The sequence below is a fragment of the Mesorhizobium sp. ES1-1 genome (genome assembly GCF_020164785.1).
In the GTDB taxonomy this organism is placed as follows: Bacteria; Pseudomonadota; Alphaproteobacteria; order Rhizobiales; family Rhizobiaceae; genus Mesorhizobium.
Map to the genome: position 1 here is coordinate 171,647 of NZ_JAIUGX010000004.1, position 26,921 is coordinate 198,567.

Sequence of the window (26,921 nt, forward strand, 5' to 3'; positions counted from 1 at the left end):
ACGCCCCGTGAGAATTTGGCGGAATCGGGGCGCGCTAGCACTTTTGCGCCAAGACTGTCGTTATCGCGCGCACCGCTCCCTTTCCAAAGTTGCACATTCGCTGCATGTTCAGTTCCAGGTCCATGACGTCTTTGACATCGTGACCTGGATGCGGAATGTTAATCGGCGGAAAGCCAACAATGGGAGCTAGTTATGACAATCTATAAGAGCAACGGCGACAACGTTCCGGATCACATCCTGGCCATGGCCAAAGAAGCCAAGGCGGGAACGGTAGACCGTAGAGAATTCCTGGCGCTGGCCAGCATTTTCGGCGCCTCGACAGCCATGGCCTACGGCCTGCTCGGCCTCGCGGCCCCAACCCCGGCCAAGGCCGAGGATGTGCAGGGCAAGAAGGGCGGTGTTCTGAAAGTCGCCATGTCCGTGAAGGACCCCAAGGATCCGCGGACGGCCGACTGGTCGGAGATCTCGAACGCGGAGCGCCAGGCGCTGGAGCCCTTGGTCAAGTACACCAAGGAGTACACCTTCGCGCCCTACCTGCTGGCGAGCTGGGACATCAACGACGACGCGACCGAGTATACTCTGCATGTGCGCCCGGGCGTCGAGTGGAACAATGGCGACAAGTTCACCGCTGACGACGTGATCTACAATTTCACGCGTTGGGCCGACAAGAACGCCGAGGGCAACTCCATGCCGGGCCGCCTCGGCAGCCTCGTCGACGAAAAGACCAAGAAGCTGAGCGAAGGGTCGATCACCAAGGTCGACGACATGACGGTCAAGCTGAAGCTGACCAAGCCCGACATCGCGCTCATTGCCAACCTGACGGACTATCCGGCGCTTATCGTGCACAAGACCTTCGACGAGAAGGGCGCGAACTTCAAGAACTGCCCGATCGGCACCGGTCCCTTCGAACTCGTGTCCTATGACGTTGGCCAGAAGGTCGTCTACAAGCGACGCACCACCGGCAAGTGGTGGCAGGGCGAGGCGTTCCTCGACGGCGTCGAGTTCATCGACTACGGCACCGATCCGGCGGCGACCGTTTCGGCTTTCGAATCCGGCGAGGTGCAAACCAACCATGAGACGACGGCCGATTACGTCAAGATCATCGCGGACGTCGGCGCCCCCGCATCGGAAGTGGTGACCGCGGCCACCGTGGTCTCGCGCTTCAACATCAACGCCAAACCCTATGGTGACCAGAAGGTGCGCCAGGCGATGTGTCTGGCCGTCGACAATTCGGTGGTGCTGCAGCTCGGCTACGGCAATGCCGGCACGCCGGCGGAAAACCACCATGTCGCGCCGATCCATCCGGAATATGTCGAACTGCCGAAAATCCCGCGCGACATCGCCAAGGCCAAGCAGATGCTGACGGAAGCCGGCGTGATCGATTTCGAACACGAGCTGATCAGCAACGACGAGGACTACCACAAGAACACCACGGACGCGATCGCGGCCCAGCTGCGCGAGGCCGGCATCAAGGTGAAGCGCACCGTGCTGCCGAGCTCGACCTTCTGGAATGACTGGACGAAATATCCGTTCTCGGAAACCAACTGGAACATGCGTCCGTTGGGCATCCAGGTCATCGCCATCGCCTACCGTTCAGGCGAAGCCTGGAACGAGACGGCCTATGCCAATCCGGACTTCGACAAGAAGGTCAACGAGGCCCTCGGGATCGCCGATGCGGAGAAGCGCAAGGTGGTGATGAAGGATATCGAGCAGATGCTGCAGGATTCCGGCATCATCATCCAGCCTTACTGGCGCAAGCTCTACATCAACATCAAGCCCGAGGTGAAGAACCACTCGATGCACCCCACCTACGAGCACGATTTCGGCAAGGTCTGGCTCGAACAGGCTTGACCATGGCTTGAGGGATATGGGGGGCGTCAGCGCCTCATATTTCCGGGATCGCCGCCGTTGCACGAGATGCAGCGGCGGCGTGTCGTCGCAAGGTTTTCGAAACAGGGTTGACCTTATCTGAGACCCCAACCCGGCCGGCAGGGGGGCGCAATGTTCTCATTCATCATCAGACGCATCGGCACGATTCTGCTTACGATGCTTTGCCTGACGCTGGTCGTCTTCTTCCTCGTCAATCTCGAACCCAATTTGAAGAAACTGGCGATCAGCCAGACCGAAATGCACACATCGGCCGAGCAGCTGGAAAGCTGGCTGGCAAATCACGGCTATCGCCAGAACTTCTTCGTCCGCTACGGCCAGTGGCTCGGAGTCCTGCCGGAGCAGCCGATCACCGACCCGGCGACCGGCAAGGTGACGCAGCGGTTTTCCTTCTGCAACGACCCGACCGTGCCGACCTTCTCGGGCGTGCTCGAGGGTGATTTCGGCTGCTCGACCAAGTTCAAGAACACCGTGGCTGCCAAGCTATTCCCGGCGCTGGGCGCCACCGGCATCCTGATGTTCTGGGTGCTGGCGGTGATGGTGCCAGTGTCGCTGTTGATCGGCATCCTGGCCGGCATGCGCGAAGGCTCCCGCACGGATCGCGTCCTGTCGATAGCTTCGATCGCCTCGACGGCAACGCCCGAATATGTGTCGGGGGTGATCTTCACCGTCATCTTTGCCTCATGGCTGGGCTGGCTCAACGGGTCGGCCGCATCGGCGAGCCAAGGCATCACCTTCTACAATTTCACGCTGCCGGTGATCACGCTGGCCATATACGGGATCGGCTATATCGCGCGCATGACGCGCGCCTCGATGGTCGAGGTGATGACGCAACAATATATCCGCACCGCACGGCTGAAGGGCCTGTCCTTCAAGAGCGTGGTGGTCAAGCATGCGCTGCGCAACGCGCTCATCGCGCCGTTCACCGTCATCATGCTGCAATTTCCCTGGCTGCTGACCGGTGTCGTCATCGTCGAAGTCATGTTCCGCTATCAGGGCTTCGGCTACACGCTGGTCGAGGCCGCCGGCAACAACGACATCGATCTCTTGCTGGGCTGTTCGCTGGTGTCGGTATTCATCGTCCTGATCACGCAGCTCATTTCCGACGTCGGTTACGCGTTCCTCAATCCACGCATCCGGGTTCAGTAGGAGAGACGGCGCATGCAAGCTCAATATATCGGCGCCTCCTCCATTTTCCTCGAAGTGCTCTGGCGCTTCTGGCCGGTATGGGTCGCGCTCGCCATCGTCATGGGGGCGAGCTTTCTCTACAAGAAGAAGCTCGCGCTCTATGGGCAGCTTTTCGATAGCGGCGTCGGCATAGCGGGTGTGTTCATCTGCCTGTTCTGGCTGTTTACTGCGATCTTCGCGGCGACCGTCGCGCCCTTCGATCCGCTCGGCCAGATCCCGATCATGAAGGACACGCTGCCGGGCGCCATCGAGCCGCAATCGGGACTGGTCTACCTGTTCGGTGGCGACAAGCTGGCGCGCGACGTGTTCTCACGCATGGTCTATGGCAGCCAGATCGTGCTGATCATCGCGCCTGCCGCGACCGGGTTCGCGCTGATGGTCGGCATCACGCTCGGCCTGCCTGCCGGCTACTATGGCGGCAAGATCGATTCCGTCCTGTCGTTCCTGGCCAATCTCGTGCTGGCCTTCCCCGTCATCCTGCTGTTCTACCTGCTGGTCACGCCGGGGATCATGGATACGCCGATCCCGTATGCGCTCGCCGGGGTGTTCTTCCTGTTTCCCATCGTCTTTTTCAGCGTGCTGGTCTGGACCCGCTACAAGAACCGGCCGGATCGGATCTACATCCTGCTTGGCCTGACGCTGATCGTCGGCGGCTGGATCTATGTCGGTCTTGTCTTCGACGCCGACCCTTTGCACATCGTCCATATCGAACCCAACCAGCTCAACATCTTCGTGGCGGTGGTGTTCGCGTCCAGTCCCGGCGTCTTCCGCATCGTTCGCGGCCTGGTGATGGACATCAAGACGCGCGACTATGTGGCGGCGGCGCAGACGCGCGGCGAATCGCCCTGGTACATCATGCTGTGGGAGATCCTGCCCAATGCGCGCGGGCCGCTGATCGTCGATGCCTGCCTGCGCATCGGCTACACGACCATCCTGCTTGGCACGCTGGGCTATTTCGGCCTAGGTCTGGCGCCGGAAAGCCCGGATTGGGGCACCGCGATCAAGGACGCCAGCCGCCTGCTGCGCTCCTTTATCCACCCGGCGCTGCCGCCGACGATCGCACTCATGTCGTTCGTGCTGGGTCTGAACCTGTTGGCCGACTCGCTGCGTGAGCAATCGATGAAGGACTGATTGCGGACCTGTGGCCCGCACCTGGTAAATTTGGATTGGAGCGACCCATGAACGAGGCAGTTCGAAATCCCGCAGCGCAAACCAACGGGCCGATCATCGAGATCGAGAACCTGTCGATCTCCTTCTTCACCCGCAAGGGCGAAATACCCGCCGTCATGGATTTCTCCTGCACGGTCATGCCGGGCGAGGCGATGGGCATCGTCGGCGAGTCGGGATGCGGCAAGTCGACAGTGTCGCTCGGCATCATGCGCGACCTCTCCAATATCGGGAAGATCGTCGGCGGCAAGATCAAGTTCCAGGGCAAGGACATGGGCGAGCTTTCCGAGGAGGAGCTTCGCGCCATTCGCGGCAACAAGATCGCGATGATCTATCAGGAGCCGATGGCCAGCCTGAATCCGGCGATGAAGGTCGGGCAGCAATTGATGGAAGTGCCATTGATCCACGACAAAGTGTCCAAGGAAGAGGCCTACAAGCGCTCGCTCGACATGGTGCGGTCCGTCAAGCTCCCGGATCCCGAGCGCATGATGCGGTCGTATCCGCACCAGCTCTCCGGCGGCCAGCAGCAGCGCATCGTCATCGCCATGGCGCTGCTGTCGAAACCGGCGCTGCTTCTGCTCGACGAGCCGACCACGGCGCTGGACGTGACGGTGGAGGCGGGCATCGTCGAACTGGTCAAGGGGCTGGGCGAGCAGTTCGGCACCTCGATGATCTTCGTCTCGCACAATCTCGGCCTGATCCTCGAGACCTGCGACCGCATCACGGTGATGTATTCGGGCGAGGCGGTCGAGACGGGCAAGATCAAGGACGTGTTCGACCGCATGCGCCACCCCTATACGCAAGGGTTGTTCCGCTCGATCCCGCTGCCCGGCGCCGACAAGAATTCACGGCCGCTGATCTCCATTCCCGGGCAACTGCCGCTGCCGCATGAGCGGCCCAAGGGGTGCAATTTCGGGCCACGCTGCCACCATTTCGTCGAGGGCGTCTGCAATGCCGCCGAAATCCCGATGATCGAGGTTGCGGGGCATGACGGGCATTTCTCGCGCTGCGTGCGTTTCAACGAGATCGACTGGGAGGCGCTGCCGCCCGGCGCCAAGAAGGTCAATGAACGTGTCGTGCCCGGCGCGCCGGTGCTCAAGATCGAGGACCTCAGGAAATACTACAAGGTCGGCGGCAGCGAGGTGTTCGGCTCAAGTGAAGGCCGCGTCGTCAAAGCCAATGAGACGATCTCGTTCATGGCGCGCGAATCCGAAACAGTCGCCATCGTCGGCGAATCCGGCTGCGGAAAGTCGACACTGGCAAAGGTGCTGCTGGGGCTGGAGACGGCAAGCTCGGGCAGCGTGACGCTGGGCAACAAGGAAATCCAGTCGACCAGCATCGAGAAGCGCAGCGTCGAGACCGTATCGTCGATCCAGATGGTGTTCCAGAACCCGTTCGACACTCTCAATCCCAGCCATTCGGTGGGCTCGCAGATCATCCGCACGCTGGAGAAGTTCAATGTCGGCAAGACCGTTGCCGACCGCCGCAAGCGCATGCTGGAACTGCTCGACCTGGTGAAGCTGCCGCGCGCCTTCGAGAGCCGCAAGCCGCGCCAACTCTCCGGCGGCCAGAAGCAGCGCATCGGCGTGGCGCGGGCCTTTGCCGGCGACGCCAAGGTGGTGGTAGCGGACGAGCCGGTTTCGGCGCTCGACGTCTCCGTGCAGGCGGCAGTCACCGAACTGCTGATGGACATCCAGCGCAAGAACAAGACGACGATGCTGTTCATTAGCCACGATTTGTCCGTCGTGCGCTACATCGCCGACCGCGTCGTCGTGATGTATCTGGGCTATATCGTCGAGCAGGGCACGACCGACCAGATCTTCGCTCCGCCCTATCACCCCTATACGGAGGCGCTGCTGTCGGCGATCCCGATCGCCGACACAAGCGTCGTCAAGCGTCACATCGTGCTGGAAGGCGACATACCTTCGGCGATGAACCCGCCGTCGGGCTGTCCGTTCCAGACGCGCTGCGGCTACAAGAAGCTGGTCCCGGACAATCTGTGCGAGACCAAGGTGCCGCCGGTCAAGCATCTTGGCGGCGGCCATATGAGCCTGTGCTGGCTGTCGGACGATGTGCTGGCGACAATGGAACCGGTGATCAAATTCGACAAGGAACATGCAGCCCATGAGGGCGTGCCGGAAGATGCGCCGCATGGCGAAGGGCCGGGCTTTGCCGGCACGCCGCCTGACCGGCCGCACGGCAAGCGGGGCGATGCGGAGGCCGATGCGATCGGGGAAGCAGTCGAAGAGAGCGAAGCCGTCTCACGCGCCCGCAATCATGAGGTCCGCGACGAGGTCTCGGAAACCGGTGGGGTGACGGATCCTGACGACGGCGAGCCGAACTGAGCCGGCCACGGCGGCACGTCAGTTGCCGCACTGGCTCAGTTGCTGGCTGTAGTCACGCGCCATCTTGTCGGTCGCTCGCGCATAGCTCTGGACGGCGGCGTCGCCGCGGTTGCCGCGGCCATAGGCTGTCCACCCGAGATAATAGGCGAGATACAGATTGTAGGTGTCGTTGCGGGCGACGCCGTATGTGTCCGACGTCTTGGAATGGTACCAGCCGACGAAATCGACGGCGTCGGCGAATTTCGTTCGGCGCGCAGCCCAGTTTCCGGTCTCGCGCTGATATTGCGACCAGGTGCCGTCCAGCGCCTGCGAGAAGCCGGTGGCAGTCGAGACGTGCTTCCAGGGAATGAAGCCGAGCAGCTTGGTGCGGGGCGGCCTGGCATTGCTCTTGAAGCCCGACTCCTTGCGCACCGTCGCCATCAGCACGGGAACCGGCACGCCATATTTTTGTTGCGTGCGCTCGGCCGCCGACTGCCAATTGTCGAACCAGCCGTCATTCTGGTCGAAGACGGCGCAGACATTGTTGATGTGGCTGGGGGCCGTCGCGCAGGCCGCCAGGGCCAGCAGAACGCCGAGCGCTACAATTTTACTCAAACTTGACCTACGCATTGGAACAGCAATAGGCCGAAATCATAAAAGGAATCTTGAGACGGGCGTTAACCGCTGCGAGGCGTCATGCCCTGCGATTGTCCAGCGCGAACGCGCCGGGGCCGGCGAACACAAGATAGAGAAAGATGAAGCAGAAGGAGATCGCCGCGTCGCCGCCATTGTTGACCGGGAAGAAGTCGCGCGGCATGTGCGCCATGAAATAGGCGACGGCCATTTCGCCTGCGAGCAGGAAAGCGACCGGTCTCGTCATCAGGCCAAGCGCCAGCAGGATGCCGCCAGCGAATTCGAGAATTGCAGCGGTGAGCGACAGGCCGCCGAGGGCGTGTGGCGCGGCGCTGACAGGGAAGTTGAAAAGCTTCTGGGTGCCGTGTTCGATGAATTGCAGTGCGGTCATGATGCGCAGCACGCCGAGCGCTTGCGGCCGGTAAGGGGAGAGGCTTTCGAACAGCTTCATTTGAACTCCGATGCACCTCCCGCGTACGGCCATAGATCATCGCGCAGGCATCGGCCATTCACGTCGTGGCTGTCGCCATCAACAAGCGGTGACACGCTGCCGCAGTTTCGCCCCTACGCGCTCACGTCATAGTTGCATTGATACCGCTATGGTTGTATATGTGGCGAGAGTGTTTCCGAGCAACTGGGGTCTCTTCGCCATGAAAAAAGTCATCATCGCCCTCTTCGCAATCCTTGCATGCGGTAGCGCGGCAACCGCCGAAGACGCGGGTTGCGAAGCCTTCAAATGGCCGGTGACGCGGGAGCAGGTCCTGTTCGCGGCCGCACAGGCGACATCGCCGGGAGCCGAACTGGCGGTAGGCGCCGCCGCGGACCTGGCGCTGGTCCCGGCGGAAAAGGCCGGTTTCACGCTGCCGCCCGAGCGCTCTCCGGCGGAGGGCACCTTCGGCGCCGTCGCCAGCGTGGAGGTGCCGCCCGAGGGAGCGATCCAGATCAGTCTCTCGGGGGACGCCTGGATCGATGTCATCCAGGATGGCCACACCGTCAAATCGGCGGGCTACAGCGCCGTGAAAACCTGCAGGGATATCCGCAAGAGCATTCGCTTCAAGCTTGCCGCCGGCCCGGCCACCGTCCAGTTCAGCGGCGCCAGGAAGGCCGAGCTCAAAGTGGCGGTGCTTGCTCCGGAGTGAGCCGGCGCCACGCTGGACAGCTTTATCTCACCGGCGCCAGCAAGGCGAAATGCGCCCCTTGCGGATCCTGGCACTGGATGATCCATTGGCCGGTGGGCACCGGCATCGGGCCCATGATGACCTTGCCGCCATTGTCGGTGACGCGCGCGGCCGCGGCATCGATTGCATCGACGTTGAAATAGAATTGCCACACGGGGACGGGGATTTGGGCGGGTTTGTCCATCATCCCGCCGCCGGAGGCAGGCCCGGCGGCGAAGGTTCGATAATTTCCCATTTCGCCCATGTCGAAATCGCCTTCCCGGGTCCAGCCGAACTGACCGGAATAGAAATCGAAGGCCGCCTCCCAGTCACTGGTGTAAAGTTCGTGCCAGCCGACATGGCCGGGGGTCGTGGCGGGCAGCGGCGGCTGGTCCGCCCCGTTGGGCTGCAGGAACATGAAGGTAGCACCTTGCGGGTCGGCAACGACGGCAAAGCGGCCCACACCGGGGATGTCCGAGGGCTCCCGGTGCACCGCACCGCCCGCCGCCACAAGAGCCTCGGTGGAGGCATCGGCATCGGATGTCTTGATGTAGCCGAGCCAGGCCGGCGGCATGCCCGCGCTTGCTGGCCCCTCGGGCATGGTCATCAGCCCGCCGACGCCGCCTTCGGCGGAGTTGACCACGATATAACGCGGCATGCCGGGCGCCTGGTTGAAAGGCTCGGCCTTCCAACCAATGACGGCGGTGTAGAAGGCTTCGGCCGCGTCGAGGTCCGATGTCATCAACTCGTACCAGAAGAAGGGCATTGGCGATTTCGGCATTATCGGTCTCCTTCGCTTGCGTACGGATTTGGTTCGATCCGATCCTAGGACGTTCCTCGCAATCGAATACCGACAAGCTCGAAAAAAATGATCGTCGTGGCTCGGCGCCGCAACTTGCCTGAAGGGCCGGTTCGATTCTCTGTGGCAACCAAGGGCCTATTAATGCGCCGGATGTCGCTCCCGCTTGAGCTTGCGGCACCAGGTAAGCGCGGTGAACCGGCCGCTCGACCTTCGTGACCGGCGTGCTCGCCCAGGCCCGCGGCCATATCTGCCCGGTACGGAATATCTCTCCGAAACGGTCAGCCATCTTGAAGCCTTCCGCATCCATGATGGCAATCTGTGACGGCTACAGGAGCTGGTGGCGGCGATGAGACTACTTGCTAGAGACAGAGCTTAACTTGATCAAGAATGTCATATTTTTATGCAGTCTTTTCAGTTGTTTGCGTCAAAAATTGACCAATTGATAAAAAAATAAAACATGCTAGCCTTTCTCAAAACGAGAACATGGGAAGCTCAGGATGCCAGAAGGACAGAACAGGGAAGGCATTGCCGGCGGGCGGCTTCCGGCCGGCCAGTACGCGCATAATTTTTCCGATTTGCACCCGCCGCTCGATCACCACGAGGCGCTGGTCGAATCCGATCGCTGTTACTTCTGTTACGACGCCCCTTGCATGAATGCGTGTCCGACCTCGATCGATATCCCGCTGTTCATCCGACAGATCTCGACCGGCAACCCGATCGGCTCGGCCAAGACAATCTTCGACCAGAACATCCTCGGCGGCATGTGCGCCCGGGTCTGCCCGACCGAGACGCTCTGCGAGGAAGTCTGCGTGCGAGAGATCGCTGAAGGCAAGCCGGTGCAGATCGGCCGCCTGCAGCGCTATGCCACCGACGTCGCGATGAGCGAGAACAAGCAGTTCTATCCGCGCGCCGCGCCGACCGGGAAGACCGTCGCCATCGTCGGCGCCGGCCCGGCCGGGCTCGCCGCCGCGCACCGGCTCGCCCGTTATGGCCATGACGTTACCATTCTGGAGGCGCGGCCTAAGGCTGGCGGCCTCAATGAATACGGCATTGCCGCCTATAAGAGCGTCGACAATTTCGCCCAGGCAGAGGTGGACTACGTGACCGCCATAGGCGGCATCGACATCCAGAACGGCAAGGCGCTTGGCCGCGACTTTCAGCTCTCCGACCTGGTCCGCAATTATGATGCGGTTTTCCTCGGCATGGGGCTGGGAGGCGTCAACGCCCTGCGCGCCGAGGGCGAGGACGCCGACGGCGTCACCAATGCGGTGGAGTTCATTGCGGAACTGCGCCAGGCCAGCGATCTTGCGAGCCTGCCTGTCGGCCGCCGTGTCGTCGTCATCGGCGGCGGCATGACGGCAATCGATGCGGCGGTGCAGTCGAAGCTGCTCGGCGCCGAGGAGGTGACGATCTGCTATCGCCGGGGCCAGGAGCATATGAATGCCTCCGAGTTCGAACAGGATCTGGCTGCCGCCAATGGCGTTACCATCCGTCACTGGCTGCAGCCCAGGCGGGTGATCACCGAAGGCGGCAAGGTCAGCGGGATCGAAGTCGAATACACGGCAATGGACGGCGACAGGCTTGCCGGCACCGGTGAGACGCTGACGCTCGTCGCCGATCAGGTGTTCAAGGCGATCGGCCAAAGTTTCTTGCCAACGGCGCTAAACGGCAGCGGTGCGGCGATCGAGCTCGAGGCCGGCCGCATCAAGGTCGATGCGCAAGGGCGCACCACGCTTGCCAAGGTCTGGGCCGGGGGCGACTGCATTTTCGGCGGCGACGACCTCACCGTCTCGGCCGTTGCACAGGGCCGCGACGCGGCCGAGAGCATTCATCGGACGCTGACCTCGAACGGGAGGGCATGAGAATGGCTGATATCAGAAACAATTTCGTCGGCATCAAATCGCCCAATCCGTTCTGGCTCGCCTCGGCGCCGCCGACCGACAAGGCCTACAACGTCATCCGTGCCTTCAAGGCGGGGTGGGGCGGCGTGGTGTGGAAGACGCTCGGCGAGGCAGGGCCGCCGGTGGTCAATGTGAACGGGCCGCGCTACGGCGCGATCTGGGGCGCGGACCGGCGGCTGCTCGGCCTCAACAACATCGAACTGATCACCGACCGCGACCTGCAGACCAATTTGCGCGAGATGAAGCAGGTCAAGATGGAATGGCCGGACCGGGCGCTGGTCGCCTCCATCATGGTGCCTTGCGAAGAGGCAAGCTGGAAAGCCATCCTGCCGCTGGTCGAGGAGACCGGTGCCGATGGCATCGAGCTCAATTTCGGCTGTCCGCATGGCATGTCGGAGCGCGGCATGGGTGCGGCCGTCGGCCAGGTGCCGGAATATATCGAAATGGTTGTGCGCTGGTGCAAGCAGTACACGCGCATGCCCGTCATCACCAAGCTGACGCCCAACATCACAGACATCCGTAAGCCCGCGCGGGCGGCGCATGCAGGTGGAACGGATGCCGTTTCGCTGATCAATACGATCAGCTCGATTACCGGCGTCGACCTCGACAATTTCGCGCCCATGCCCAGCATCGACGGCAAGGGGTCGCATGGCGGCTATTGCGGCCCAGCGGTGAAGCCGATCGCCATGAACATGGTTGCGGAGATCGCGCGCGATCCGGAAACGCGCGGGCTGCCGATCTCCGGCATCGGCGGCATCACCACATGGCGCGACGCCGCCGAATTCATGGCGCTTGGCGCCGGCAATGTGCAGGTGTGCACGGCGGCGATGACGTACGGCTTCAAGATCGTGCAGGAGATGATCGCCGGCCTCGAGAACTGGATGGACGAGAAGGGCCACGCCACGCTGGACGATGTGATCGGCCGCGCCACGCCCAATGTCACCGACTGGCAATATCTCAACCTCAACTATGTCGCCAAGGCCCATATCAACCAGGACGCCTGCATCAAATGCGGCCGTTGCCACATCGCCTGCGAGGACACTTCGCACCAGGCGATCACCAACATGGTCAATGGCGTCAGGTATTTCGAAGTGATCGAGGCTGAGTGCGTCGGCTGCAATCTGTGCGTCAATGTCTGCCCTGTGGAGAACTGCATCACGATGGAGCCGCTGGCAGCGGGCATGCTGGACCAGCGCACCGGCAAGCCGGTCTCGCCGATCTACGCCAACTGGACTACGCATCCCAACAACCCGATGGCCAAGGTGGCAGCGGAGTAGTTTAGCGTCGAGAGCGCAGCCGCTTCCTTCTCCCCGTCGCTATACGGGGAGAAGGTGCCGGCAGGCGGATGCTGGGCAGCGCTTCCCTCTCGAGATAATCTGCGCCCTTGTCTTCCCCTCATCAGTTACGATCGCGCAATCGCCTGCGTGTTCGCACGGTGGGCCTTGCTTGGTTCGGGCGGCGCTGCCCCTCATTGCCCTGCCGGGCATTTCTCCCCGTATAGGGACGGGGAGAAAGACGCTGCCCTCGCCGACTTCGCCCAATCACTGCCGTCTTTTCCGATTGAAGACAGATGCTTCTCCATTTTCTATTGCGGATACATCTTATCCACGATACAAACTATCCATGAATTGGAGATCGGCACGATGAAGTTGGGCGAGGGCGTTGAAGCTTCTATCCACTGCGCGGCCACGCTGGCGAGCCTCGCCGGGAACAGCACCATGCCAGCGGCAGCGCTGGCGGAGTCCTTTGGCCTGTCGCCGAGCTATCTGCTGAAGCAGCTCAACATGCTGGCTGCGGCGCGTATCCTGGAATCGGTGCCGGGGCCGGCGGGCGGCTACCGGCTGGCGCGGGAGGCCGAGCGGATAACGCTGCTCGACATCGTGCTGGCCATAGAAGGCCGCGAACCGGCTTTCCGCTGCGGCGAGATCCGCCGCAATGGTCCGGCCAAGCTCGATGCGTCCGCCTACGTAAAACCCTGCGGGATCAACGCCGCGATGCTGAGGGCGGAGCGAGCCTATCGCGCCGCGCTTGCCGAGACGCGGCTCTCGGACATTGTGGCGGAGTACCAGGCAGAAGGCGATCCGAGATCGATCGCCGCCAGCTGTGCCTTCGTGGAGCGCCACCAGCGGCCGCAGAAATCCGGTTCAACCAAGCGAAGCTGAAAACACTCAGGAAAGGACAAGACGATGAAACAAAGACTGCAGTTTTTTGCCAAGGCGCCCGATCTGATGAAGACCGTGTCGGCGCTGAACAAGGCGGTCGATGAATGCGGACTGGAGGTGAGCCTGCTCCATCTGATCAAGCTCAGGGCTTCGCAGATCAATGGCTGCTCATTCTGCGTCGAGATGCATAGCCGCGAGGCGAGGCGCGACGGCGAGACCGAGCAGCGGCTTTATCTGGTCGCGGCCTGGAAGGAATCGCCGCTCTTTTCAGACCGGGAGCGCGCGGCCTTCGCCTGGACGGAAGCCGTGACCCTGATCGCGGGCAATGGCGTGCCGGACGAACTCTATGCCCGCACGCTGGAGCATTTCTCGGAAGAGGAACTTGTCAAGCTGTCGGTAGCTGTCGGGATGATCAATGTCTGGAATCGGCTGTGCGTCCCGTTCCAGGCCATTCATCCGATGGCGTCAGCCAAAGCGGCCTGATTGCCCTCAGCGGCCACCGTCATGGAATGCTGCGGCGGTGCCCTGAACGCGGCGAGGCCGATATCGGAACCAATCGCGGCGCTGACGCATTTCGACCCCTGAATGCCCTGCATCCAGGATGAGATATGAAAATCGCCCATGTCGCGCCGCTTTATGAATCGGTGCCGCCCAAACTCTATGGCGGCACCGAGCGCATAGTCTCCTATCTGACGGAAGCATTGGTCGACCTCGGACACGAGGTGACGCTGTTTGCAAGCGGCGACAGCCAGACCTCCGCAACGCTGGTACCGGGCCGCGAATGCGCGCTTCGCCTCGATCCGCGGCCGCTGAAATCCGAGACGGCCGCGCATCTTTCCATGCTTGCCGAGGTGCGGAACAGGGCGCGGGAGTTCGACGTCATCCATTTCCATCTCAGCCACTTCCTGCACTTTTCTTTCTTCGAGGATATGGCCGGGCGCACTCTGACGACGCCGCATGGCAGGCTCGATTACGTCGACCTGGCGCCGGCCTACGAACGGTTTCCGCGCTTTCCGATGATCTCCATTTCGCACAGCCAGAGGGCAGGGCTTGCCAAGGCCAACTGGCTGTCGACGATCCACCATGGATTGCCGACTGGCCTCTATGAGCCGAATTTCGAGACGGCGACGGAGGAACCCTACCTTGTCTTTCTCGGCCGTTTTTCTCGGGACAAGCGGCCGGACCGCGCCATCGAGATCGCCTTGCGATCGGGCCTGAGGCTGAAGCTCGCGGCGAAGATCGGCGATGATGATCGCGCCTATTTCCACGAAGTGGTCGAGCCCTTGATCGACGGCGATCGCATCGACTATGTCGGCGAGATCGAGGAGAACCAGAAGGCCGAGTTCCTCGGCAAGGCGGCCGGGCTGTTGTTTCCGATCGACTGGCCGGAGCCGTTCGGCCTTGCCGCGATCGAGGCGATGGCCTGCGGTACGCCGGTGATCGCCTGGAATTGCGGTGCGCTGCCGGAGATCATAGATCAAGGCGTTACCGGCTTTATCGCCGATACGATGGATGGCGCGGTTGCCGCTGTGCCGGAACTGCTGCGGCTCGACAGGCGAAAGATAAGGGCCGTCTTCGAAAAGCGGTTCTCCGCCAGGAGAATGGCGGGCGACTATCTGGCTGCCTATTCGCGGCTGGTCGGCGTCCCCGTCGAAGCGAAGGCATCGTGAACCGCGCCGTGCCGGCGCGAAATCACAGGGATGTGTGACAGATGGCAAAACTTGACGAGCGACAGCTCGATCCCGCCGTGGCGCTTGCCTCACTGGACGAGACGGCGCCGCGTGAACCGCACCGGCTCTTCGCACTCAAGCAGGGCGATTGTTTCGTCGTTGCCGACGCCTATGGTGACATACGCGGCGCCGGCGACGGCTTCTTTCGCGACGACACAAGGGTGCTGTCCGAATTCCGGCTGACCGTAGGCGGCAGGCAGACATCGTTGCTTGGCGCGTCGCTCAGCCAGGACAATGTGCTGTTCACCACCAACCTGACCAATTTGCCCATCGAGAGCGTGATCGGCCGCGAAATCCCGCAGGGCGCAATCCATATCGAACGCGTCAGGCTGATCTGGCAGGACAGGCTGTTCGAGAGGATTACCCTGTCCAACTACAGCCGTGAAAGCACGACGATCAGGGTCTCCCTAAGCTTTGCCGCGGATTTCCGCGATATGTTCGAAGTGCGCGGCTCGACACGCGCCAGGCGCGGAGTGGCTCATGTTGCCGAGACCAATGCGAGCAGCGTTCTGCTGCGTTATGACGGGCTGGACGGGGTTTCCCGGGCATCCGCGATATCTTTCTCGCAGGCGCCGGACCAATTGACAACGGACCGCGCCGACTTCCTGCTCGCGGTGAGCAAGCGCAGAAGCAAGGTGCTTTACATTGAAGTCGGGTCCGAGGCGGCGGAAGCGCCCGATCGCGACCGTTTCCGGGCCGCCGCCGCGCGTGCACGCTTCGGCATGCGGGCCAAGCGCCGGCATGGCGCGACGGTCCACAGCTCCGGCCGCGTCTTCAACGACTGGATCGAGCGTGCCCGCGCCGATGTGGCTCTGCTGACCACCGAGCTTGCGACCGGGCCTTACCCCTATGCCGGCATCCCCTGGTTCTCGACGGCGTTCGGTCGCGACGGGGTCATTTCGGCGCTGCAGATGCTGTGGCTCAATCCGGGCCTGGCGCGCGGCGTGCTCGCCTTCCTGGCGGAGCATCAGGCGACCGAGACATCGCCATTCAGCGATTCGCAGCCCGGCAAGATCATGCACGAGACCCGCAAGGGAGAAATGGTGGCGCTGCGGGAGCTTCCGTTCGGCCGCTACTATGGGGGCGTCGACACAACGCCGCTCTATATCCATCTTGCCTGTGCCTATGCCGATCGTACCGGCGACATGGCGTTCATCGACAGGCTGTGGCCGTCGCTCTGCGCGGCCGCCGAATGGACCGAGGAGGCGGGCCGCGAGACCGGCTTCGTCACCTATCAGCGGGCCGCCGAGTCCGGGCTCGCCAACCAGGGATGGAAGGATAGTTTCGATTCCGTCTTCCACGCCGACGGCCGCATCCCCAAGGGCCCGATCGCGCTTGTCGAGGTACAAGGCTATGTCTTTGCCGCCTTTCGGGGCTTGGCCAAGCTCGCCCGACGCCGTGGCGAGGATGAGAGGGCCGATCATTGGGAGAGCCGCGCGGAGGCCATGCGGATCGCGGTGGAGCGCGATTTCTGGCTGGAGGATCTCGGCTTCTACGCCCTGGCCATCGATGGCGCTGGCGAGCCCTGCAAGGTGCGAACCTCGAATGCCGGGCATCTGCTGCTCGTCGGGCTTCCCGAGCCGGAACGTGCGAAGATGGTCGCCGACCAGCTTCTTTCCGCCTCATTCCATTCCGGCTGGGGCTTGCGCACGCTGGCCGACGATGCCGTGTTCTTCAACCCGATGTCCTATCACAACGGCTCGATATGGCCGCATGACACCGCCATCTGCGGCGCGGGGCTGGCGCGGTATGGCGAACGTGAAAGCGTGGTCCGCCTAATGAGCGGAACCTTCGAATCGGCGGTCCACTTCAACATGCGGCTGCCGGAACTGTTCTGCGGATTCACTCGTGCCCCGGGCGAGGCGCCGATCGCCTATCCGGTTGCCTGCCTGCCACAGGCCTGGTCGGCCGGTTCGGCCTTCATGCTGATGCAAGCCTGTCTCGGGCTGGAGATCGATGGGTGGGATGGAGAGATACGCGTTACCCGCCCGCGTCTGCCGATCGGTATCGACACGCTCACGCTGCGCCATCTGGGCGTCGGCGACACGAGGGTCGATCTGACGTTCCAACGGGTCGGCGACCGTGTCGTGGCTTTCCTTGCCGACCGGCATGAGGGGCTGGTGCCGCTTATCGTCCGAACATGAGGTGTTGAGGCCGGAACCGATCCCGGTTTTGTGCGTTGCGAAAACGCAACCTCGGGCAGTGAGCTGATTGCCCGCGGACAAATTTCAAATCGAAACATCAGCAAGCGGCCGCCGAACGGCCGGAACGAGTTGGCATTCCAATGACCGATTATAGCGCGGCTCTCCTCTGGGTCCTGATCATCGCGAGCCTGGGGTTTTCCACTTTCGCCGTTTTCTTCTCGCTGTCCCGCCACCGCCGCGCTCATCCTCCAGCTGTTGCCCGGCCATCCGGCGAAGACGTGGCCGCGGAAGCCGCCCGCAAAGTGATCCGGGAGTTCGAGAAAAACGCTCAGTCGGTCGATTCCGCCTTGGTGACATGGTCGCCCGAAACCTTGCGCAAGATTCTGGCCGTCGACTTGCCGGACGCGCAAGTCATCGTCGTGTCCAACCGCGAGCCCTATATCCACAACACGAGACATGACGGGATCGCGAATGACGGGATTGAGCTGCTGGTTCCGGCGAGCGGCCTGGTCTCGGCGCTCGAGCCGATCACACGCGCCTGTGCCGGCACCTGGATCGCCTATGGCGGCGGAACGGCGGACCGGCTGACCGTCGACAAGGATGATCGGGTTCAGGTGCCGCCCGGCAATCCGTCCTACACGCTGCGCCGGGTCTGGCTCACGGAGGATGAATATCAGGGCTATTATCTCGGCTTCGCCAATGAAGGTCTCTGGCCGCTGTGCCACATAGCTTTCACCAGGCCGGTTTTCCGCCTGTCGGACTGGGAAGCGTATGAGGCCGTCAACCGCAAATTCGCCGATACGGTGGTTGCCGAGGCCCGCAACGAGCGGCCGATCGTGCTTGTACAAGACTACCACTTCGCGCTTCTGCCGCGGATGATCCGCGAGCGGCTGCCCGAGGCCATCATCATTACCTTCTGGCATATCCCCTGGCCGAACTCGGAGGTCTACAGCATCTGTCCATGGCGCGAGCGCATTCTGGAGGGGCTGCTCGGCAGTTCGATCATCGGCTTCCACACTCAATTCCACGCCAACAATTTCACCGAAAGCGTCGACCGCTTCCTCGAGAGCCGGATCGAGCGCGCCGACGCGGCCATCTCCTATGGCGGCCAGACGACGCTTGTGCATGCCTATCCCATCTCGATCGAATGGCCGGCGGAGCTGCTGGCGAAACTGCCCGACGTCGAGGACTGCCGTGCCCGGCTGCGCGAAAGGTTTGCGCTGAAGCCGGATGTGAAGCTGGCTGTCGGGGTCGAGCGGCTGGACTATACCAAGGGCATTCTCGATCGATTCCAGGCGCTGGACGAATTGTTCAAGCGACACCCCGAATGGATCGGCAAACTGGTCTTCCTGCAGATAGCCGCACCCAGCCGGGGTACGCTGCCGGCCTATCAGCTGCTGCATGATGAGTGCCACCGCTATGCCGAGGAACTAAACGAGCGTTATGGCAGCGAGGGCTACAGGCCGGTCATCATGGTGGCCGAACACCACTCGCAGGAACAGGTCTATGAAATCTATCGCGGTGCCGACATCTGCATGGTCACCAGCCTGCATGACGGCATGAATCTGGTGGCCAAGGAATTCGTCGCGGCGCGTGACGACGAGCAGGGCGTGCTGATGCTGAGCACCTTCGCCGGCGCATCGCGGGAGCTGCTGGAAGCGCTTATCGTCAATCCTTACGACGCCGCCATGATGAGCGAGGCGCTGTTGCAGGCGCTGACCATGACGCCCGACGAACAGCGCGAGCGCATGCGGCCCATGCGCGAGATCGTCCGCAACAACAATGTCTATCGCTGGGCCGGCAGCATGCTTCTCGACGCGGCGCGCCTGCGCAAGCGCGGTGACCTGGAGAAGGTGACCGGTGGCGCGGCGCCCCCAGTCCACGACAATGTCATCTCGATAGCCGAACGGAAAAGGGTGGCAAGGTGATAAATGAAGCACTTGCAGCCCCGCCAGCCCTGCTGACCGGGGATTGGGCCCTGTTCCTCGACATTGACGGCACCCTGCTGGAACATGCCGACCATCCGGACGCGGTGTCGGTCAGCGCGGAGCTACGGTCCCTGCTGCAGGATCTGGAGCGCAAGCTGGATGGAGCGCTGGCCGTCGTCACGGGCCGCTCCGTGGCGGCGGTCGACCATCTTTTCCGACCGTTGAAACTTCGCGCCGCCGGACTCTACGGCCTTGAACACAGGTTGACGCCTGATGACGCCGTGGAGGCTGCCGGGGAGCCCGCCGACATCGCCGCTCTCGCGGATGAGATCGAGGCCGAGTTGGGCCATGGTCAGGCCCATATCGAGCGCAAGGGCAGGGTGCTGGCCATCCACACGCGCGCCGCTCCGCACCTGCTGCCGCGCGCGACGGAGCTTGTCGAGCGCGCCCTTGCTACATTGCCCAAGGGATACCGGGTGGTCCCCGGCAATGCCGGCGTGGAGCTGCTGCCGCTCGAAGCCGCCAAGGGGGCGGCAATCCGGCGCTTCATGTCCATCGCGCCCTTCGCAGGCCGCCGGCCGGTCTTCCTCGGTGATGACACGCCCGACGAAAACGGGTTTGAGGCTGTGAATGATGCCGGCGGCATCTCGATACGAATCAGGCCGATGGCGAAGACCGCGGCGCAGTACGGCCTCGTTGGCGTTGGCGAAACCCTGGAGTGGCTGAGAAGTCAACTTTGAGCGCCCCGACAGGCGAGGCGCGCTGTCAATGTCCTGCGCATTCTACGCGGCGAATCTCAGACCGCCATCGCAGGTCAGCACCTGGCCGGTGACGAAGCTGTTGGACACGAGAAACGCGATGGACGAGGCGACGTCGTCGGCCTTCCCGATGCGGCCGACAGGCGTCCTGCCGGCATAGTCGGCGAAAACGGCCTGCTTCTGCTCGGCGGGCATGAAATCCCACCAGGGCGTGTCGATGACGCCGGGCGCAACGACGTTGACGCGTAAAGGCTTCAATTCCACCGCCAGGACCGGCGTCACGGTCAACAGCATACCATTGATCGCTCCAATCCCGGCAACTCCGGGCATAGCGACCTGCGCGGACACCGCCGCGACGAAGGTGACCGAGCCCGATCTGTCGAGCGTCGGCAGGGCTGCCTGCAGGCAGGAGAGCTGCGGGCGGACTTTTTCATCGACGCCGCTCGCAATATCCGCAAGGTCGAGGGTTGCGAATGGCCCAAGCCCCCTGCCGCCGCTTGCCGCCAGGACAAGGTGGTCGAACGGACCCAGGCGTTCGAAGAACTGGCGAACCTGATCCGGTTTGGAGGCATCGAAGGCTGCTGTGTCCGCCTTGCCGCCAAGACTTTCGCAGGTGCTGTCCAGCTTCTCCTGGTTTCTCCCGGTGATCGTCACCTTCATGGAAGGGCCGAGCAGCCTGCGCGCTGTCGCCAGGCCGATGCCTGACGATCCGCCGATGATGACGGTGTGTTCGATCCTGCCGGTCATGATTTGCTCCATTCGGTTGCGCTGGTGAGGATGTGGCGCAAAATGGAGGGTCAGGAACGCGACAGACAGTTCAAACTTTATGCTGGTATCAATACTGCTATAATAATGCGATGGATCTGGTTGCCCAAACTTCCGATGACAGCCGCCGCCGCGAACTCGGCGCCTTCCTGCGCTCACGGCGCGAACGGCTGGCACCATCGACGACAGGCATAGTGGCGGGCACTCGTCGGCGCACGCCGGGCTTACGCCGCGAGGAAGTCGCCATGATCGCCGGCGTCGGCACCACATGGTACACCTGGCTCGAGCAGGGCAGGGACGTGCGCCCGTCGACGGAGGTGCTGACGGCGCTGTGCCAGGCGCTGCGGCTCGACCCGGCGGAGAAACGGCATCTGTTCACCCTTGCCGGTCGCCAGCAGCCCGAGCGCCGCCGTATCGTGCCGGCGAAGGTCGAAGGCCCGCTGCTGCATATGCTGAACAGTCTTCACCTTCAGCCCGCTTACGTCGTCGGCCCGCGCTGGGATGTGCTGGCGTGGAATGCCGGGGCTGTCGCCATCTTTGGCGATTACGGACTGTTGGAAGGCGACGCCCGCAACATCGTGCACGGGATGTTCACCGATCCGCGACGGCGGCAGTTGCTGGTCGATTGGGAAAGGCTCGCTCGCGCAACCCTTGCCGCATTCCGCGCAGAAAATGCCAAGTATGTCGGTGATCCAGACTTCGAGCGGCTGATCTCGCTCATGACGCACTCAAGCCCGGAATTTCGTGCATGGTGGCCTCAACGGGACGTGACGCATCGCCTTTCCGGTCTCAAGCACATCCGCCATCCGATCGCTGGCGCGATGGTGTTCGAACATATGAGCCTGTCGATCGATGACGGCTCCGACATGAAGCTGATCGTCTACACGCCGCTGGCCGATCAGGACACGATCGCCAAGCTGCGGACATTGCTGGATGAGGGACGGAGTGGGTGAGTGGGCGCGGCACCCCCAGTTCCGTCGTCCCTGAGTCCGGGCTGAGCACCCGCGGAACAAGGAGTTTAGGGGTAAGCCTCGGTTAGACAGTCAGGTCTTCGGCTTCAAGCCATCGAGAAACAGTTGCTCCAGGAAGCGTGCCGCGTCCTCGAAGCGGCCTTCGCCGCCGCGGTTCGGGCCCAGCACGGCGCGGACCTGGACATCGAAATCGGCATAGTGCTGGGTCGTCGCCCAGATCGAGAAGATCAGGTGCCACGGATCGGTCCTGGTGATCTTGCCGGCGCGCATCCAGCCCTTGATGACCGAGGCCTTCTCATCGACAAGCGTTTTCAACTCACCCTCCAGCAGGGGCATGATGCGCGGCGCGCCCTGGAGGATTTCATTGGCGAAGAGGCGGCTCTCGCGTGGAAAGTCGCGCGCCATTTCGAGCTTGCGCCTGATGTAGCCCCTGAGTTCGGTCAGGGGGTCGCCGATGTCGTCCAGTTCCCTGAGCGGCGCCAGCCAGGTGTCGAGCAGGCGCTGCATCAGCGTCTCGTGGATGTCTTCCTTGCGGCGGAAGTAGTAGAGCAAATTGGGCTTCGACATGCCCGCCGCTTCGGCGATCTGGTCGATGGTCGAACCGCGGAAGCCATGGGCGGAGAACACTTCAAGCGCGGCCTCCAGGATGAGTTCGCGCTTTTCCTGCTGGATGCGGGTGCGGCGAGGGGCTTCAGTGCCGACGCTCACCGTTGCAAACCCTCGCCTTGGCGGCCATCTGGACCAATTCTCTGGACCAGTTTTTCCCTGCCCTGTGGAACGCACTTCAGGAGCCGCATTTCCGCTAGTAATCCCTTGACCGCCGATAGGGCGGTGCTAACGTTTGTCCAATCGGTCAAAATTTGCGTAACATGAAAGCGCGACAAAGACCAAGCGTTGGGCGCACCGAAACAGGGTACAAGGGGAAGTCTTGGTCATGTCCAACCGGCTGAAAGTCACGCCGAACGATCTCAGCGCATTCTGGATGCCGTTCACGGCAAATCGCCAGTTCAAGCAGGCGCCACGCATGTTCGTGTCGGCCAAGGACATGCACTACACCACCAGCGACGGCCGCAAGGTGTTGGACGGCACCGCAGGTCTCTGGTGCGTCAATGCAGGCCACTGCCGGCCGAAGATCACCGAAGCGATCCAGAGCCAGGCTGCCGAGCTCGACTACGCGCCGGCCTTCCAGATGGGCCATCCGATCGTGTTCGAACTTGCCAACCGGTTGGTCGACCTGGCGCCCAAGGGCATGGACCATGTGTTCTTCACCAATTCCGGTTCGGAATCGGTGGAGACGGCGCTGAAGATGGCGATCGCCTATCATCGGGTGAAGGGCGAGGGCTCGCGCACCCGCCTGATTGGCCGCGAGCGTGGCTATCACGGTGTCAATTTCGGCGGCATCTCGGTCGGCGGCATCGTCACCAACCGTAAGATGTTCGGCACGCTGCTCGGCGGCGTCGACCACATGCCGCATACGCATCTGCCGGAAAAGAACGCCTTCACCAAGGGTGTGCCGGAATATGGCGCCGAACTCGCCAACGAGCTGGAGCGTATCGTCACCCTGCATGACGCGTCGACGATCGCAGCCGTCATTGTCGAGCCGGTCGCCGGTTCCACTGGCGTCATCCTGCCGCCCAAGGGCTATCTGCAGAAGCTGCGCGAGATCTGCACCAAGCATGGGATCCTGTTGATCTTCGATGAGGTCATCACCGGTTTCGGCCGTCTCGGCACGCCCTTCGCGGCCGACTATTTCGGCGTCACCCCGGACATCATGACCACCGCCAAGGGCGTCTCCAACGGCGTCATCCCGATGGGCGCGGTGTTCGTCAAGAAGGAGATCCACGACGCCTTCATGACCGGCCCCGAGCATATGATCGAGTTGTTCCACGGCTACACCTATTCGGGCAATCCGATCGCCTGCGCGGCGGCACTCGGCACGCTCGACACTTACAAGGAAGAGGGGCTGCTGACGCGCGGCGAGGAGCTGGCGCCCTATTGGGAAGACGCCCTGCATTCGCTGAAGGGCGAGCCGAACGTCATCGACATCAGGAACATCGGCCTCATCGGCGCGATCGAACTGGCGCCGATTGCCGGCCAGCCGACCAAGCGGGCCTTCTCGGCCTTCGTCAAGGCGTTCGAGCGCGGCGCGCTGATCCGCACCACGGGCGACATCATCGCGCTGTCGCCGCCGCTGATCATCACCAAGGGCCAGATCAACGAGCTAATCGACCATGTGCGGGAAGTGCTGAGGTCGATAGATTAGCACTCGCTTGCCTGAACGGGTGGCGGCGGTAACCGCCGCCACCCGTTCAGTTGTAATGGAAGGACTACGAATGGCCGCACCCGGCGAGAATCTGCGAATCAATTCAGACCGTTTGTGGGATTCGCTGATGGAGATGGCGAAGATCGGCCCCGGCATTGCCGGCGGCAACAACCGCCAGACCGTGACCGACGAGGATGGCGAAGGCCGGCATCTTTTCAAGCGCTGGTGCGAGGAGGCGGGGCTCGAAATGGGCCTCGACGAGATGGGCACGATGTTCGCCCGCCGCGAAGGCGCCGACCCAAGCCTGCCGCCGGTCTATGTCGGCAGCCATCTCGACACTCAGCCGACTGGCGGCAAATATGACGGCGTGCTCGGCGTGCTCGGCGGGCTGGAAGTGGTGCGCTCGCTCAACGATCTCGGCATCAAGACCAGGCATCCGATCGTGGTCACCAACTGGACCAACGAAGAGGGCTCGCGCTTTGCCCCGGCGATGATGGCGTCCGGCGTGTTCGCCGGTGTGCTCGACCAGGCTGACGTCTATGAGCATACCGACAAGGCAGGCAAGAAATTCGGCGAGGAGCTTGAGCGGATCGGCTGGAACGGCACCGAGAAGGTCGGCGAACGCAAGATCCACGCCTTCTTCGAACTGCATATCGAGCAGGGACCGATCCTCGAGGATGAAGACATCGACATCGGCGTCGTCACCCATGGCCAGGGGCTGAAATGGCTGCAGGTGACGCTCACCGGGAAGGAAGCCCATACCGGCTCGACGCCGATGCCCAAGCGCCGCAATGCCGGCCTTGGCATGGCCCGCGTGATCGAGCTGGTGCACGAGATCGCCATGGACTACCAGCCTGATGCGGTTGGCGCAGTCGGCCACATGGAGGTGTTCCCGAACTCGCGCAACATCATCGCCGGGCGCGCCGTCTTCACCATCGACATCCGCTCACCGGAAAAGGAAGTGCTCGACGCCATGGATGGCCGCATCCGCGAGGGGATAGATACGATCTGCGAGGCGCTCGACATCCAATACGGGATAGAACAGGTCGGCGCTTTCGACCCGGTCACCTTCGATGCCGGCTGCGTCAAGGCGATCCGCGACGCCGCCGAACGGCTAGGATACTCCCACCGCAATATCGTCTCGGGTGCGGGCCACGACGCGTGCTGGATCAATCGCGTTGCACCGACGGCCATGGTGATGTGTCCCTGCGTCGACGGGTTGAGCCACAACGAGGCCGAGGAGATCACTAAGGAATGGGCCTCGGCGGGTGCCGACGTGCTGTTCCACGCGGTGGTGGAGACGGCGGGTATCGTGGAGTGAAGCGTTGGCGCTGTACGCTCGACTTCGGCGTTGGGACCAGAGGTCTCGGATGGGATTGAGTTATTCTGCCGACGGCCGCGCTGCCCCTCATTGCCCTGCCGGGCATTTCTCCCCGTATAGTGACGGGGAGAAAGCGGCTGGCCAAAACTTGGCGCCATTTCTACAAAGTTTGGGATTGGCGAAGTCGCTGATGACAGCGCCCCTCTCCCCGTCACTAAACGGGGAGAGGATGCCGGCAGGCAGGTGAGGGGCGACGCTGACTTCAGGAGAATTGGCGTCAGCTGAAGTCGTCATACGACGCGAACAAGCAAAGCGCTCGCAGAAGCGTATCGAGCAAGGGAACAAGAAAATGACCAAAGTCATCAAGAATGGCACCGTCGTCACCGCCGACCGAAGCTGGAAGGCCGACGTGCTGTTCAGCCACGGCAAGATCGTCGCCATCGGTCCGGACCTGCATGGCGACCATGAGTACGACGCCACCGGCTGCTATGTGATGCCCGGTGGCATCGATCCGCATACTCATCTCGAGATGCCGTTCATGGGCACCTATTCGGCTGATGACTTTGAATCCGGCACGCGGGCGGCGTTGGCCGGCGGCACGACGATGGTGGTCGATTTCTGCCTGCCCGCGCCGCAGCAATCGCTGCTGGAAGCCTTGCAGATGTGGGACAACAAGACTTCGAAAGCGTCCTGCGACTATTCCTTCCATATGGCGATCACCTGGTGGGGCAAGCAGGTGTTCGACGAGATGGCGACTGTCGTCGACAAGGGCATCACCTCGTTCAAGCACTTCATGGCCTACAAGGGCGCGCTGATGGTGGACGACGATGAGATGTATGCGTCGTTCCAGCGCTGCGCCGATCTCGGCGCGCTGCCCCTGGTGCATGCCGAGAATGGCGACGTGGTTGCCGCGCTCTCGCAGAAGCTGCTGGCCGCCGGCAATAACGGTCCCGAGGGCCATGCCTATTCGCGCCCTCCGGAAGTCGAGGGCGAGGCCACCAATCGCGCCATCATGATTGCCGATATGGCGGGCGTACCGCTCTATGTCGTGCATGTCTCCTGCGAGCAGAGCCACGAGGCGATCCGCCGGGCACGGCAGAAGGGCATGCGCGTGTTCGGCGAGCCGCTCATCCAGCATCTGACGCTGGACGAGACCGAGTATTTCGCCAAGGACTGGGACCACGCGGCGCGGCGCGTGATGAGCCCGCCCTTCCGCAACAAACTGCATCAGGACTCGCTATGGGCCGGCCTGCAGGCAGGGTCGCTGCAAGTGGTGGCGACCGACCATTGCGCCTTCACCACCAAGCAGAAGCGTAATGGCGTCGGTGATTTCACCAAGATTCCCAACGGCACCGGAGGACTCGAGGACCGGCTCTCGGTGTTATGGACCAGGGGCGTCGGCACCGGCCGGCTGACGATGAACGAATTCGTCGCGGTGACGTCGACCAACATCGCCAAGATCCTCAACATGTATCCGAAGAAGGGCGCCATTGTCGAAGGCGCCGATGCCGACATCGTCGTGTGGGACCCGAAGCGCAAAAAGACGATCAGCGCCGGGACGCAGCAATCCGCCATCGACTACAATGTGTTCGAAGGGTTCGAGGTGACCGGCCTGCCGCGCTTCGTGTTCTCGCGCGGGGAGCTGTCGATCGAGGAGGCCGAGGTCAAGGCGAAGCAGGGCCATGGCCAGTTCGTCGGCCGTGAACCCAACGCAGCGGTCAACCGGGCGCTGTCTACGTGGAAGGATATAACCGCGCCGCGCAAGGTCGAACGCACGGGCATTCCGGCGACGGGAGTCTGACGTGCGGCGGGCGGGAGTT

22 protein-coding genes are annotated in these 26,921 nt (G+C 62.6%); 17 read left to right on the forward strand and 5 right to left on the reverse strand.

Annotated elements, in window-relative coordinates:
• Positions 1–192: 192 nt before the first annotated feature.
• The 4 genes from LB513_RS08630 to LB513_RS08645 all read left to right on the forward strand — a co-directional run bounded on the left by LB513_RS08630 (position 193) and on the right by LB513_RS08645 (position 6,587).
• Complete coding sequence (locus LB513_RS08630) at positions 193–1,851, forward strand: ABC transporter substrate-binding protein (protein WP_224663055.1); 1,659 nt, start codon at positions 193–195, stop codon at positions 1,849–1,851.
• Positions 1,852–2,001: 150 nt separating this feature from the next.
• Positions 2,002–3,036, forward strand: coding sequence for an ABC transporter permease (locus tag LB513_RS08635; protein ID WP_224663056.1), 1,035 nt, complete (start codon positions 2,002–2,004; stop codon positions 3,034–3,036).
• A gap of 12 nt (positions 3,037–3,048) precedes the next feature.
• A complete protein-coding gene (locus LB513_RS08640) occupies positions 3,049–4,206 on the forward strand; it encodes an ABC transporter permease (RefSeq protein WP_224663057.1) in 1,158 nt (385 codons plus the stop codon).
• A 47-nt stretch (positions 4,207–4,253) separates the two neighbouring features.
• Positions 4,254–6,587 (forward strand): ABC transporter ATP-binding protein, encoded by a 2,334-nt coding sequence (locus tag LB513_RS08645; RefSeq protein WP_224663058.1) that lies wholly within the window; start codon positions 4,254–4,256, stop codon positions 6,585–6,587.
• An 18-nt stretch (positions 6,588–6,605) separates the two neighbouring features.
• Here LB513_RS08645 and LB513_RS08650 read toward each other — a convergent pair whose 3' ends face one another.
• Positions 6,606–7,196, reverse strand: coding sequence for a transglycosylase SLT domain-containing protein (locus LB513_RS08650; RefSeq protein WP_224663059.1), 591 nt, complete (start codon positions 7,194–7,196; stop codon positions 6,606–6,608).
• A 64-nt stretch (positions 7,197–7,260) separates the two neighbouring features.
• The gene (locus tag LB513_RS08655; protein ID WP_224663060.1) at positions 7,261–7,650 is read right to left on the reverse strand and encodes a DoxX family protein; all 390 of its coding nucleotides are present in this window, start codon (positions 7,648–7,650) and stop codon (positions 7,261–7,263) included.
• A 199-nt stretch (positions 7,651–7,849) separates the two neighbouring features.
• Between LB513_RS08655 and LB513_RS08660 the strand changes: the two genes are divergently transcribed.
• Entirely contained in the window at positions 7,850–8,338 is a 489-nt protein-coding gene (locus LB513_RS08660; RefSeq protein ID WP_224663061.1) for a hypothetical protein, read from the forward strand.
• A 22-nt stretch (positions 8,339–8,360) separates the two neighbouring features.
• On the opposite strand, the gene LB513_RS08665 is transcribed toward LB513_RS08660, so the two are convergent.
• Positions 8,361–9,137, reverse strand: coding sequence for a VOC family protein (locus tag LB513_RS08665; protein ID WP_224663062.1), 777 nt, complete (start codon positions 9,135–9,137; stop codon positions 8,361–8,363).
• Positions 9,138–9,655: 518 nt separating this feature from the next.
• Between LB513_RS08665 and LB513_RS08670 the strand changes: the two genes are divergently transcribed.
• The 8 genes from LB513_RS08670 (at position 9,656) to otsB (ending at position 19,763) form a co-directional block, all read left to right on the forward strand.
• Positions 9,656–11,020 carry an NAD(P)-dependent oxidoreductase gene (locus LB513_RS08670; RefSeq protein ID WP_224663063.1) on the forward strand — a complete coding sequence of 455 codons (1,365 nt, stop codon included), beginning with the start codon at positions 9,656–9,658 and terminating at the stop codon, positions 11,018–11,020.
• A gap of 2 nt (positions 11,021–11,022) precedes the next feature.
• Positions 11,023–12,336 (forward strand): NAD-dependent dihydropyrimidine dehydrogenase subunit PreA, encoded by a 1,314-nt coding sequence (gene preA, locus LB513_RS08675; protein WP_224663064.1) that lies wholly within the window; start codon positions 11,023–11,025, stop codon positions 12,334–12,336.
• A 366-nt stretch (positions 12,337–12,702) separates the two neighbouring features.
• Complete coding sequence (locus LB513_RS08680; protein WP_224663065.1) at positions 12,703–13,221, forward strand: RrF2 family transcriptional regulator; 519 nt, start codon at positions 12,703–12,705, stop codon at positions 13,219–13,221.
• A 24-nt stretch (positions 13,222–13,245) separates the two neighbouring features.
• On the forward strand, positions 13,246–13,704 hold the full coding sequence (locus tag LB513_RS08685; RefSeq protein ID WP_224663066.1) for a carboxymuconolactone decarboxylase family protein: 459 nt from the start codon (positions 13,246–13,248) through the stop codon (positions 13,702–13,704).
• A gap of 125 nt (positions 13,705–13,829) precedes the next feature.
• Positions 13,830–14,891: a glycosyltransferase family 4 protein gene (locus LB513_RS08690; protein WP_224663067.1), complete on the forward strand. Its 1,062-nt coding sequence runs from the start codon at positions 13,830–13,832 to the stop codon at positions 14,889–14,891.
• A gap of 41 nt (positions 14,892–14,932) precedes the next feature.
• The gene (locus tag LB513_RS08695; RefSeq protein WP_224663068.1) at positions 14,933–17,095 is read left to right on the forward strand and encodes an amylo-alpha-1,6-glucosidase; all 2,163 of its coding nucleotides are present in this window, start codon (positions 14,933–14,935) and stop codon (positions 17,093–17,095) included.
• Positions 17,096–17,235: 140 nt separating this feature from the next.
• Entirely contained in the window at positions 17,236–19,023 is a 1,788-nt protein-coding gene (locus LB513_RS08700) for a trehalose-6-phosphate synthase (protein WP_224663069.1), read from the forward strand.
• Positions 19,020–19,763: a trehalose-phosphatase gene (gene otsB / locus LB513_RS08705; protein ID WP_224663070.1), complete on the forward strand. Its 744-nt coding sequence runs from the start codon at positions 19,020–19,022 to the stop codon at positions 19,761–19,763. The genes LB513_RS08700 and otsB overlap by 4 nt, the downstream gene beginning before the upstream one ends.
• A gap of 42 nt (positions 19,764–19,805) precedes the next feature.
• On the opposite strand, the gene LB513_RS08710 is transcribed toward otsB, so the two are convergent.
• Entirely contained in the window at positions 19,806–20,528 is a 723-nt protein-coding gene (locus LB513_RS08710; protein WP_224663071.1) for an SDR family oxidoreductase, read from the reverse strand.
• Between the two features lie 110 nt (positions 20,529–20,638).
• Between LB513_RS08710 and LB513_RS08715 the strand changes: the two genes are divergently transcribed.
• Positions 20,639–21,499: a helix-turn-helix transcriptional regulator gene (locus tag LB513_RS08715; RefSeq protein WP_224663072.1), complete on the forward strand. Its 861-nt coding sequence runs from the start codon at positions 20,639–20,641 to the stop codon at positions 21,497–21,499.
• Positions 21,500–21,589: 90 nt separating this feature from the next.
• Here the strand turns inward: LB513_RS08715 and LB513_RS08720 are convergent, their stop codons facing one another.
• Positions 21,590–22,225 (reverse strand): TetR family transcriptional regulator C-terminal domain-containing protein, encoded by a 636-nt coding sequence (locus LB513_RS08720; protein ID WP_224663073.1) that lies wholly within the window; start codon positions 22,223–22,225, stop codon positions 21,590–21,592.
• Between the two features lie 226 nt (positions 22,226–22,451).
• Here LB513_RS08720 and LB513_RS08725 point away from each other — a divergent pair, with 226 nt between their 5' ends.
• From LB513_RS08725 to hydA, 3 genes are all read left to right on the forward strand, one after another.
• On the forward strand, positions 22,452–23,780 hold the full coding sequence (locus LB513_RS08725; RefSeq protein WP_224663074.1) for an aspartate aminotransferase family protein: 1,329 nt from the start codon (positions 22,452–22,454) through the stop codon (positions 23,778–23,780).
• A 70-nt stretch (positions 23,781–23,850) separates the two neighbouring features.
• Positions 23,851–25,101 (forward strand): Zn-dependent hydrolase, encoded by a 1,251-nt coding sequence (locus tag LB513_RS08730; RefSeq protein ID WP_224663075.1) that lies wholly within the window; start codon positions 23,851–23,853, stop codon positions 25,099–25,101.
• A 349-nt stretch (positions 25,102–25,450) separates the two neighbouring features.
• Positions 25,451–26,902, forward strand: coding sequence for a dihydropyrimidinase (gene hydA / locus LB513_RS08735; RefSeq protein WP_224663076.1), 1,452 nt, complete (start codon positions 25,451–25,453; stop codon positions 26,900–26,902).
• Positions 26,903–26,921 lie beyond the last annotated feature (19 nt).

Excerpts from the sequence above, each read along its gene's own strand:
- LB513_RS08630 (WP_224663055.1), top strand. The coding sequence starts at position 193 with ATGACAATCTATAAGAGCAACGGCGACAACGTTCCGGATCACATCCTG.
- LB513_RS08635 (WP_224663056.1), top strand. The coding sequence starts at position 2,002 with ATGTTCTCATTCATCATCAGACGCATCGGCACGATTCTGCTTACGATG.
- LB513_RS08640 (WP_224663057.1), top strand. The coding sequence starts at position 3,049 with ATGCAAGCTCAATATATCGGCGCCTCCTCCATTTTCCTCGAAGTGCTC.
- LB513_RS08645 (WP_224663058.1), top strand. The coding sequence starts at position 4,254 with ATGAACGAGGCAGTTCGAAATCCCGCAGCGCAAACCAACGGGCCGATC.
- LB513_RS08650 (WP_224663059.1), bottom strand. The coding sequence starts at position 7,196 with ATGCGTAGGTCAAGTTTGAGTAAAATTGTAGCGCTCGGCGTTCTGCTG.
- LB513_RS08655 (WP_224663060.1), bottom strand. The coding sequence starts at position 7,650 with ATGAAGCTGTTCGAAAGCCTCTCCCCTTACCGGCCGCAAGCGCTCGGC.
- LB513_RS08660 (WP_224663061.1), top strand. The coding sequence starts at position 7,850 with ATGAAAAAAGTCATCATCGCCCTCTTCGCAATCCTTGCATGCGGTAGC.
- LB513_RS08665 (WP_224663062.1), bottom strand. The coding sequence starts at position 9,137 with ATGCCGAAATCGCCAATGCCCTTCTTCTGGTACGAGTTGATGACATCG.
- LB513_RS08670 (WP_224663063.1), top strand. The coding sequence starts at position 9,656 with ATGCCAGAAGGACAGAACAGGGAAGGCATTGCCGGCGGGCGGCTTCCG.
- preA (WP_224663064.1), top strand. The coding sequence starts at position 11,023 with ATGGCTGATATCAGAAACAATTTCGTCGGCATCAAATCGCCCAATCCG.
- LB513_RS08680 (WP_224663065.1), top strand. The coding sequence starts at position 12,703 with ATGAAGTTGGGCGAGGGCGTTGAAGCTTCTATCCACTGCGCGGCCACG.
- LB513_RS08685 (WP_224663066.1), top strand. The coding sequence starts at position 13,246 with ATGAAACAAAGACTGCAGTTTTTTGCCAAGGCGCCCGATCTGATGAAG.
- LB513_RS08690 (WP_224663067.1), top strand. The coding sequence starts at position 13,830 with ATGAAAATCGCCCATGTCGCGCCGCTTTATGAATCGGTGCCGCCCAAA.
- LB513_RS08695 (WP_224663068.1), top strand. The coding sequence starts at position 14,933 with ATGGCAAAACTTGACGAGCGACAGCTCGATCCCGCCGTGGCGCTTGCC.
- LB513_RS08700 (WP_224663069.1), top strand. The coding sequence starts at position 17,236 with ATGACCGATTATAGCGCGGCTCTCCTCTGGGTCCTGATCATCGCGAGC.
- LB513_RS08710 (WP_224663071.1), bottom strand. The coding sequence starts at position 20,528 with ATGACCGGCAGGATCGAACACACCGTCATCATCGGCGGATCGTCAGGC.
- LB513_RS08715 (WP_224663072.1), top strand. The coding sequence starts at position 20,639 with ATGGATCTGGTTGCCCAAACTTCCGATGACAGCCGCCGCCGCGAACTC.
- LB513_RS08725 (WP_224663074.1), top strand. The coding sequence starts at position 22,452 with ATGTCCAACCGGCTGAAAGTCACGCCGAACGATCTCAGCGCATTCTGG.
- LB513_RS08730 (WP_224663075.1), top strand. The coding sequence starts at position 23,851 with ATGGCCGCACCCGGCGAGAATCTGCGAATCAATTCAGACCGTTTGTGG.
- hydA (WP_224663076.1), top strand. The coding sequence starts at position 25,451 with ATGACCAAAGTCATCAAGAATGGCACCGTCGTCACCGCCGACCGAAGC.